This is a genomic window from Candidatus Korarchaeota archaeon NZ13-K (genome assembly GCA_003344655.1).
GTDB lineage: Archaea > Korarchaeota > Korarchaeia > Korarchaeales > Korarchaeaceae > Korarchaeum.
The window spans coordinates 1-1,411 of the sequence record MAIU01000146.1 but is presented as its reverse complement, the minus strand read 5'-3'; the positions used below and the strand labels follow the sequence as shown (position 1 = coordinate 1,411).

The following is a 1,411-nucleotide window of genomic DNA, read 5'->3' as shown; positions in this document are numbered from 1 at the left end:
CATCTATCTTGTTCATTATCAGGCTGACGTAGAGGGGCATCAGGCCGGCGGTGGGTTCGTCGAGCAGGAGGAGCTTCGGGTTCCTCACTAGGCCTATGCTTATCGCTAGCATCTGCCTCTCCCCTCCGCTCAGGGTCCCGGCCCTCTGTCTCCTCCTCTCCTTTAGTATGGGGAACAGCTCGTAAACGTAATCCAGGATCTCCGAATCGCTCAGCCTCGCGAAGGCCATCGATATCCTCAGGTTCTCCTCGACGGAAAGGTCCGAGAATATGTTTATCATCTGGAGGACGTAGGAGACCCCTTTCCTGGCCACCAGGTGTGGTGGGAGCTTTGAGATCTCCTCCCCATCCAGCTTTATGCTCCCGGAGTAAACGTCAGCTATGCCGAATATGCTGTTCAGTAGGGTCGTCTTCCCAGCCCCGTTGGGACCTATCACGGCGACTATCTCCCCCTTCTCGCAATCCATGGAGAGGTCATAGAGGACGTGAAGCTTCCCGTAGCCCGAGTTCAGTCCCCTCACCTCAAGCATTTCAACCACCCACGTAGACCATCCTGACCCTCTCGTTCCTGGCTATCTCCTCAGGAGTCCCCGTTGCGATTATCTTGCCCTGATGCATGGCGTAAACGAAATCAACGTACTTCAGGGCTATGTCCAACCTGTGCTCGATTATAAGGAACGTGAGGCCCATAGAGTCCCTCAGCCTCACTATGTAGGAGAAGATGTCGTGAGCGAGCCTCGGGTTGACGCCGGCTATAGGCTCGTCCAGGACCACCATCTTGGCCCCGGACATGAGGGCTCGTCCTATCTCTATTAGCTTCAGGGCCCCCGCATCAAGGGAGGCCGGCTCCTTGTCCCAGTGATCCTCCAGGCCGAGAACCCTCATTATCTCGAATGCCCTCTCAACAGCCTCATCCTCGAACCTCTTCCAGGAGGACCTGAGAATGTGCCTCGTGAAGAGCTCTCCCGGATGGCCTCTAGCCGCCACAAGAAGGTTCTCGAGGACCGAGAGCTTGAGGAACGGGGAGGGTATCTGGAAGGTCCTGACGAGCCCCTTCTCATAGGTCTTGTGAAGCGGAAGGCCCGTTATTTCCTCCCCCTGAAAGAAGACCCTCCCGCCGTCCGGCTTGTAGTATCCAGTCACCGTGTTAACGAAAGTAGTCTTGCCACAGCCATTGGGCCCTATGAGGAGTGTTATCGATCCCTTCTCCACCCCCAAGCTCACCTCATTGACTGCTATCAACCCACCAAATCTCTTGATGAGCCTATCAGTCTGAAGCATCATGTTACCACCGACCTGGCTGGGCTCTCGTCGCAAGGGTATTTTATAAACACGACATGACTCGCCTGAGGGCGATCTATGAAAAAACAAAAATTTGAGGAGGATCAGGACTTGAGTGGGTAGGTCCAGCT

2 protein-coding genes are annotated in these 1,411 nt (G+C 55.1%); both read right to left on the bottom strand.

Annotation, left to right across the window (positions count from 1 at the left end; translation table 11 throughout):
- A partial coding sequence (locus tag BA066_07965; GenBank protein ID RDD52759.1) for an ABC transporter ATP-binding protein occupies window positions 1-529 on the bottom strand: 529 nt, incomplete at its 3' end.
- Window position 530: 1 nt separating this feature from the next.
- Entirely contained in the window at window positions 531-1,283 is a 753-nt protein-coding gene (locus tag BA066_07960; GenBank protein ID RDD52758.1) for an ABC transporter ATP-binding protein, read from the bottom strand.
- Window positions 1,284-1,411: the final 128 nt, after the last annotated feature.